4 protein-coding genes and 1 pseudogene are annotated in these 8827 nt (G+C 40.4%); all 5 read right to left on the minus strand.

The annotated features are described in order from the left end of the window. Nucleotides 1–282: pseudogene (locus tag AALA56_RS09120) on the minus strand (hypothetical protein); the annotation flags it as partial. A gap of 10 nt (nt 283–292) precedes the next feature. Next, on the minus strand, nt 293–637 hold the full coding sequence (locus AALA56_RS09125) for a TrbC/VirB2 family protein (RefSeq protein WP_277294299.1): 345 nt from the start codon (nt 635–637) through the stop codon (nt 293–295). Between the two features lie 90 nt (nt 638–727). After that, complete coding sequence (locus AALA56_RS09130; protein ID WP_369909743.1) at nt 728–2560, minus strand: AAA family ATPase; 1833 nt, start codon at nt 2558–2560, stop codon at nt 728–730. 1 nt (nt 2561) lies between these two features. Then, nucleotides 2562–4310 carry a type IA DNA topoisomerase gene (locus AALA56_RS09135; RefSeq protein WP_369909740.1) on the minus strand — a complete coding sequence of 583 codons (1749 nt, stop codon included), beginning with the start codon at nt 4308–4310 and terminating at the stop codon, nt 2562–2564. Between the two features lie 179 nt (nt 4311–4489). Then, a partial coding sequence (locus tag AALA56_RS09140) for a PBECR4 domain-containing protein (protein ID WP_369909742.1) occupies nt 4490–8827 on the minus strand: 4338 nt, incomplete at its 5' end.

Genomic DNA, 8827 nt, shown 5'->3' on the forward strand with positions numbered 1-8827 from the left:
TTTTCCTTCGAGATGACAGATGGCAACTTGTTTCAGTTGAAGTTGACCGTAAGCATCTCGTAAGGTTTGAAAAAGGTTCTCCGCTTGAAAGAAGGTCAGATATGGCAAAGACTCCTCAATTGATTGGGAAAAAGTATCCAAATACTGCTGATCCAACCCCTCGATAATACCGAGAAGTTCACTATCATCATCTGGAGATTTGCCATCTTCCCAGGTGATTTCAAGAAATAAATCATCTGTTATCACGCATTTATTACTTTTCTTAAAAGGGATAAATGCCATGATAGCCACCTTAACCTTTCACGAAGTTAAAGCCCCACTCAACGATACTCGGTCCAGCAGAGACCGCAATAATCGCTACTGCAATAGCTACCCAGTGCTTTTTGATAGCTGCTTTAATTTCACGACCGCCAAAACCGTAGATCAGACCTGTTACAACGACGGCAAGTCCTAAAGTGACAATTCCTATACCCTGTACTTTAGAAATACCTTGTTGCGATAACGCTTCTGTTTTCGCAAACGGATCGTCTGCATAGACTGGACTCGTCAGGATACCTGACAGAAAAAGGGATAAGCTAAGCAAGTAACCTTTACTTTTGGCTCTTACTTTACTTACATAATGTGTCAATGTGTTCATAGAAACCTCCTTATTTTTTATTGACATTATTAGTGTAAGGGATAATTAAATTTTGTGTGTTAAGGGGACAAACTTCAGGAAAAACTTTTTTCAACTGAAAAGGGTATCTATTTCTCCCTCGATTTTAACCTGAACTTGCCTTAAATCTTTGCGGTGTTGGCTGTCTGGGACGTCTCCCTCAACCCACAAATGAACATGATATGTCTGTTTACCCTTGTCTAAAGCTAAGCTTTTGGCAGAGATAGGCGCTAGCACCTTCCGCTTAATCAAACGCTCCAGGGGACGTGCGCCATTTTTAACATCGGTTCCAACATCAGATAAATACTGGATTAGACTAGAATCGTAGGAAAGAGTTAAATTTTGGCGACTCATTCTCTCTGCAATTTCCGATAAGTTTTTCTCTGCAATGGTCTCAATAACATCTCTCTCTAAAAGATTGAAGATAATTTTATTTTCAATCCGATTGAGAAACTCTGGGCGAAATTCATTTTGAAGTTCACTGTCCATTGATTTTTCAAATTGTTGGCGTTCTCGATCAGTCAAGCTATGAAAATTGCCTTTTAGTTCCCATTTGTTAATGGTTTTTTTAGCCCCAATATTCGTAGTCATAATCACAATAGTATTCTTAAAACTGATTAAACGCCCTGAACTATCCGTCAAGCGCCCATCATCTAACACCTGCAGAAAGAGATCCATAACTTCATTGTGGGCTTTTTCAATTTCATCTAGCAATAGGACACTATAAGGCTTCTGTTTAACCCCTTCTGTTAACTGCCCTTTTGTTCGTGTTGCACGATCTCCAATCAGTTTTGTCACATCTTCTTTTTGCTTGTATTCTGACATATCAAAACGAAGCATGGCATCTTCATCGTCAAAAAGAGCTTCTGCGACAGCCTTTGATAGTTCTGTCTTTCCAACGCCAGTCGGTCCGAGGAAAAGAAAAGATGAGATAGGCTTATTTTCATCTTGTAAGCCTGCTTGGGCAATCGTCACTGCATCGACAACCGCTTCAATCGCTTCTTCTTGCCCCTTAACCCGCCTCATCAGTTTTTCTTCAAAGCCGACTAAGCGCTCCTCCTCTCCTTTTAGAATCGTAGTTACTGGAATACCAGTGCGACCTTTCAAGACTTGGGCAATATCCTCCTCTGTGACAATTCTTTTTTCTTCAGCTGAAGCAATGGTTGCAGCCTCATCAATTAAATCAAACGCCTTGTCTGGAAGAAAACGGTCAGTAATGTAGCGAACAGATAGACGAACCGCCTGAGCAACGGCTTCTGAACTAATCAGAACATTATGAAAGTCCTCATAAATACCTTTCGCTTGCTCTATAATCGTTATAGCTTGTGGAATTGTCGGTTCTTCTACCATGATAGGTTGCATACGACGTTCTAAGGCTCTATCTGTTTCGATATAGTCGTGAAACTCATCTAGTGTAGTAGCTCCGATTAGCTGAATATCACCACGAGCTAATACAGGCTTGATGACATTTCCTGCGTCAAGCGCTTGACCACTTTCGCTTCCTGCACCGACAATGGTATGAAACTCATCTACAAAGAGAAGATTTTGACCACGAGTAGCGACCATCTCCTCAATGATTTTCTTGAACTTAGCAATAAAACCACCATCTTCTTCACTCATCAAGCTGGACAGCTCCAAAGAACGAACTGTTAAACCTTTTAAGTCGTCAGGAACTTCTTCTCGTAGAATGGCAAGTGTTAGTCCTTCAACAATAGCCGTTTTCCCAACACCTGCTTCTCCTACTAGGATAGGGTTGTTTTTGGTTCGTCTGAGAAGGGAGATAATGACGGCTTGAACCTCTTTATCTCGCCCATAGACTTGGTAGTCATCTGCTTTTTTAGCAACTTTAGCCGTCAGGTTATCTGTGTATTTATCAAGAAATGGGGTTTTAAGCTCATCTAGCACGTTAATCACTCCTTCCTTTTGCCGTTTCAATTTGAAGAGTTAGTTTCTCTTTAATCGCATCCACAAATTCCCGTGGGTTAATCTCTCCATCTCCAATTTGAGAGAGAAATAGTTCCCAGCCGCCGGTCGTTTCAGGGCTAGCAAACTCATTATCATAGAGATAATGAATCAAGAGATAGGATTTGTTCGTTGGAAAGAGCTGCCCTGTTTTTTTATCTTTGGTGATATAGCCTCGGTCTTGAATCGTTTTAAGCATTGCAGCTCTCGTTGCCTGCGTGCCTAAACCATACTTCGGCAAAATCTCACCGATGAATTGACTCTCGGTCATTCTCTTAGGTGGCTTTGTCACACCTTCAAGAATAGTAGTCTTTGTTTCTAGCTGATCTCCGACACGATAATCTGGTAACTCAACATCTCCTTTGAGTTTTTGTTGGCTAAAAGCCGCCCAACCTGGATCAAGCATTTGTCTACCTCTTGCTTTAAAGACCAATCCTTGATTCTCTACTTCAACTGTTGTCGTATTGTAGCGACAATCAGCCGTAAACATCAAAATAGTTCGACGGACAACCGCTTCATAGATAAGACGTTCATCTGGCTTTAGGGTTACTAAGTTAGGAATATTTTCTGTCGGAATAAGGGCATAGTGGCTTGTTTTTGCCACTTTTTTAGAGTCAACATAATTTTCCCTTGACTCTAAATAAACAGGCTCAAATACGCAATTCACAACATCCTGGTAACTCTTTAGATAGGTTTTAAGATAATCAAATTCTTCCTCTGTGATAAATCGAGTATCTGTTCTTGGATAAGACAAGTATTTTTTGATATAGAGACTTTCTACCAGACTTTCTGTTTTAGCAGGAGAAAATCCCCATTGTTTAGAAGCCAATCCTTGAAGGTCAGACAAGTTAAATAAGGCAGGAGCTGCCCTCTGGTGCTCCTCAGTTTCAACTGAAGAAACAGTAGAGATTGGCTCCAATTGTCGTGAAGTCGCTAAAATCATATCACTATCTAGGTACTTGTCTTTCTGAAAAAACGTCGTCTCTGTCGCTTTATCTTCTAGTTGCAATTTCCAGTATGTTTGAGGTTTGAAATTCTGGATAGCAAGGTCATTCTCACAAATCAAGCGCACGCCAGGCGTTTGAACACGACCTACTGATAAACTATTGCCTTTTCCCTTCGCCAACCGCCCCTTCTTTTGAAGCTCTAGGGTGACTAGTGGGGACAAGTTCATCCCAACAAGCCAATCTGACTGTGCACGTGCTTCAGCTTCCAGATAATAGTTATAGGTTTCTATCGGATCTCTCAGATGTTGAAAAGCTTTCTGAAGGGCACGTATCGTCATGGAATTGACCCACAGACGTTTGGTGACTTTGTCTTTCCCTTCTGGAATATGAGATAGAATGGAGTAGGCAATACGCTCCCCTTCTCTATCCGAGTCTGTACCGATAATAACTTGAGAGGCTGCCACCACCTCTTGATAAATCTGTCTAAAGGTCTCTTTAGAGACTTTGTCTTGTTTTAGCGTCTGTTTAAACGATACATCAACTAGAGGTAGTTTCTCCAAATCCCAATTATCTTTTGGCAGTCTATATTCAAACAAATGCCCTTCCGCAGCAATAATATGAACCTCATCTGAAAAATAGGGTGTTTGCTTCACAATATGTACTTTTCCTTTTTTACTAGCTAAGCCCAGACTTTCTGCGTATGCAGCAGCTTGGCTTTCTTTTTCAGCTAGAATAACTGTTACCATATAATCTTTCTCCTTTCATTAGCTAACTTTAGTCTAAGGGATAATGACAGTCCCTGCAGTAAGGGGACAAGTCATAGAACTTATGCCCTTTCCAAAAATAACTGCACACTTTGTTATACAACTTTTTATATTCTTTCATGTACATTAAAAGGCGCTCTCACTTGAGAGCACCTTTTAACTTATCTACTAGGTCCTTTGGTTGGGGTTCTAGGAAAATTTGGCGCTTGTCCTCGATTTTTTCCTAATGAATAGGGTTTGGTATGGTTTTCAACATGCTTCATCATATTAGAAACAGTTTTATGAACTCGTTTCAAAGAATCAGTCAGTTGCTTATCATCTAGCGCTTTTAGATTATCCGTCCAACTTGCCATGTACTTAATCGCTTTTTCAGAAGTATCTAGTCCAAAGTGTTTTGAGAGTAAATGACTGGTCATCTCAGCTTCAAATTCCTTTTGTCCTTTCGGTAGCTCTTGATACTGATCGGCCAGTTTAGGATTATGAAGTGTTGCATGTGCTAACTCATGAATGGTGGTAGCAATTTTTTCTCCAGGTGTATTATCTGGATTGATCAAAACAAGCTGTTCGCCTGGGTAAAAGGCACCTTTTGCATTTCCTAAAACATGCGCTTCATCTTTCATCATGGTAATACCAATGCTTTCCGCATAATCACACAAGCCTTCAAGAACTTCTTTCGTCTTAACCTTATCCGTATCAAAATTGTAATGACGGTTTGGCATTGCTTTGGGATAACTTTCTGGTTTAAGTGTCGTCTGAGATAACTCAAACACCTTATAGGTTGTGAAACGTGGATAACCTGTTTTAGGATCTCTTTCTTGAAATTGACGAATAGGCAGTTTACCGTCTTTCACCAAGGCTTTCTCTTCTGGTGTAGCCTCAGATAGCTTTTTGAATTTTGGATTACCTTTCTCATTTTTCACTTGATGACCGTTTTCATCTAGGACTGGAATCATCCGAACCATCAATGGTCTAAACAGTGTAATTTGCGACTTTTCACCTGTTTTGACAGAAAGGTTTTGATGAACAACTTCCTTAGTTTCACCTGTTCGCTTATTGGTATAGATTGCCTTCGTCGGAATGACATCCTCTGGCTTAATATCTAGGGCTTCTCCCATAGCTTGCCACTGGTTATAAGTAGCGACGGCATTTGCACCACGCCATTGCTCTTGGATAAGAGCGACGTTTCTTGGAGAAAGTCTTGGAAACTTACTCATAAAGTCCATGTACTCCAATAAGTCTTCAGGGGATTGTGTGTACTCACGAATTTTTTGGAAAGCATGTTCGCTGATTTCATAAGCTGATGCTGTGTTATAGTCAAAAGGTTCACCTGATATTGTAGTTTCTTGATGCTTTCCTTGACCTGTGCTGTTAGCTAAAAAAGCATCTACTTCTTCCTGCTGATACAGCTCTTTAGGCAATTTGTTAGCCTTGATGGCTTCAGCAAGCTTCTCTAGCTCTTCTTCAATCTGAAAGTCATTGCCCCAATCACTGCCGTAAGCTAGGTAGCCGAGATTTTCTTCTCCTCTGAGTAGTGCTATAGTCCAAGGCGCTGTCGTATCAGATAAATTGTCAACCCTTTCTGGACTATAAACCGTTAGCTCTATCTGATACCCTTGACCAAACTCCTCACTATTCGTATAAATAACAGAACCATCAGCTTGAGGAGTTCCAACCAAATCACCTTCCATCGATAAAGCTTCTTGAACTCGAGGAGCAGCTGCTTCTAATTGCTTTTTAGCATCCTCTGCCATAATCTCTTCTACTCGTTGGGCTAGCCCCGCTTTGATATCCTGTTTAGGAGAAGTGAAGGCTTCTCTTGGACGGCTATCTTCTTGAGGCATTTCTTGTGAATTTAAGGGATGTTCATTAGCTTCAGTAGCGATTTCTTGATTTAGCTCTTGATTTTCCAGCTGATAAAGGACACTGTCATCTATAGCAGCTAAATCTTGATAGCCTGGTAGGCGACGATAACCTAACCCCATGAGTTGTGAAACGGGTCTTGTCTCATCTCCAATAGCATAGTGGACATTATCCTTGATGAGCTGTCCGCCAGGAGCGTAAATATCAAACTCTGTTTTGGTGTAAGGAAGCTGAGTCTCTTGCCTACGTTGATAATGGGCTTGATTAGCTTCGTAAAGTCCTGTGACAAATGTTTTGTAATCAATCAGTTGTTCTGTACGGAAAGGAAGCTCAACGCCATTATCCCAATTCTCAGCAAATTGCAAGCGAACATGATAGTCATTTTTATAGATCATATCCTCTTGCCACTCTTTATAGAAAGCAGAATCTTTGACTAAGAGACTGTTTTTATCTGCATAGTCAACCATTTGTTCTAAGCCCCATTGATTTTCTTCTGACACCTCCAGATATTTCTGCCAAGCAGGCAAGACTTCTTCTGGGACACGTGCTAAATCTTCTGGAATGCCAACATTATAGACAGCATCCAAAACTTTTGTGAAATCTTCAGCTGAAGTAGGTTCAGGGATGGGAAGTTGCTCTTCTGTCATTACGTCTGGGGAATAGCCAAACACTTCGGATAAAGACTCTAGATTAACTGTTGGATAGGCTAATTGATTTGCTTCTTCATCCGATACTTCATAATTTGGATGTTGGACAGCATCCCAGAATGGTTTGCCATAATTTGTAACAATCTTATCCATCAAAGAAGCTAGTTGCTCTTCAGACGATAATTGATTACCTAAATCAGTATCAGCAATTTCTATCCTATTACCGTACGCATTTCTCAAATAGTAGGCTACATAAGATCCCCCAGCTCCAGAATGACCAACTCCTGTTTCCACTTTGTCCATTTGCCGAGCAAAATAGGTTCGTAAACTTTCCAATTTTTGTTGAGGAATCGGTTGTTCTATTCCCGTTGGAGTTGATTTTTCATGCTCCAATCCGTTATCAGTAATTTTAGTTACGACGTTCTGATCAAGAGATGAAACAACATCCATTGATTGATCATCTATATCACGAGATTCTTCATACTGTTTATTCTCCAAAATTGATAGCATTTCTTGCCCACCATCTTTGATATATTCTTCATTGATAGAGAGCTGTTTAATCTGACCATCACGTTCACGGTAAACTCCTAAAATTGCATGGCTATCTATTTTTTCTAGGGATTCACTCAATTTTCCTTTTATTCGCATCAGTGAAGAAGGGATAAGTCCATCTTTGGGATTATCTTTAAATAAAACTAGTAAATCATTATCTTCTGGAACAATCGCTTTAGACAAATCTAAATTATCCAACTTTTCAACTGCTGATAAATCGTTAAAAACAAATGACCCAGCTTCCAAAATATCAGGTAATAGAGGTAAAACTTTCATTTTATCACGTAGTGCGTTTGATACTTGGATATTCTTATAATGACCATTTCCCTGAGCAAAATCATGGAGTGTAGCTCCCATCGTTCGATCAGTTGGGGAAATGCCCGCTAAATGGGCAAAGTTTTTCTCTTGAAAAGTTACTTCCATTTGCTCAAGCTGACCCATATCATCTTTAAAGAAATAATATACTTTGCTATTTGCTAATTCTCTCAAATACCATTGAGCTGTACTTTGTAACGTTGGCGCAAATAAATTTAAATCACTTAAATCTTTCTTTCTAGCTACACGATAGTTAGGTTTAATATTTGACACACGTGCCTTTTCTGTAGTAAAATACAGTTGAGCGATGACAGGAAAATCAGGTTGTGGTTGTTCCACAACAGGCTGCGATGCTGTCCTTGGAGAGTTTCCTCCTAAAAAATCGGAAGTGCGATGAAATTCGCCCGCATCGCTATTATCAGGCTCTTGAGTTTTATCAAGGGCTTTTTCTTGTGCCTCAACGTCAGTCTTTTGTTCTTGAACGTCTACACTCATCATCTGATAGTCTTTGGCTAACCGCTCAACAATTTGATCGAACTCTTGGTAATCCTCATGTGAAGCTAATGGTTCTTCTTTCGCCAGTTGTTCTTTTGACTTCTTCATTTCTTTGAGGTAATCATTCCAGTCCGTTTTCGTTTGCCCTGATTGTAAATCTGGTAAAGCTTCGTTAACCACGGCTCCTTTTTCCCTCAAAGAACTGATAAAGTTTTGACCCCCTTCATCATTATCTACCGCAAGAGTAATCCAGTCTGAGTGTTTTCCATCCGTGAAAAAGTTCTTATCAATCGCTATCTGTAGCCCTTCAGCAAGCTGATCATAGTTCCAGTTTAATGGACGACCTGATAGTTCTGACTGAAGTTGAGCTAAGTGTCGTCCGATAACACCTTCTTTCAGACCATCCATTGATACCAAACGGACGTCCTGCAGGCTATCCTTGTGTAACTCATAATAAGACATCAAATCAATGGCACTTTCCGCAAATACAAGACGGCTAGGTTGCCCAATATCCACGTGCAAGCCTGTGAGACCATCTGAGTTTCGCATGATATTTTTAGCATAACCACGTTCGGTCCACTTCTCCCTGTTTTCTTCAATCCCCTGTAGAGTCGCACCGAGAATCTCACC

Source organism: Streptococcus hyointestinalis, from assembly GCF_041225505.1.
Lineage (GTDB): Bacteria > Bacillota > Bacilli > Lactobacillales > Streptococcaceae > Streptococcus > Streptococcus hyointestinalis_B.

Coding starts and splice junctions, on each gene's coding strand:
- AALA56_RS09135 (WP_369909740.1), bottom strand. CDS start 4,310: ATGGTAACAGTTATTCTAGCTGAAAAAGAAAGCCAAGCTGCTGCATAC.
- AALA56_RS09125 (WP_277294299.1), bottom strand. CDS start 637: ATGAACACATTGACACATTATGTAAGTAAAGTAAGAGCCAAAAGTAAA.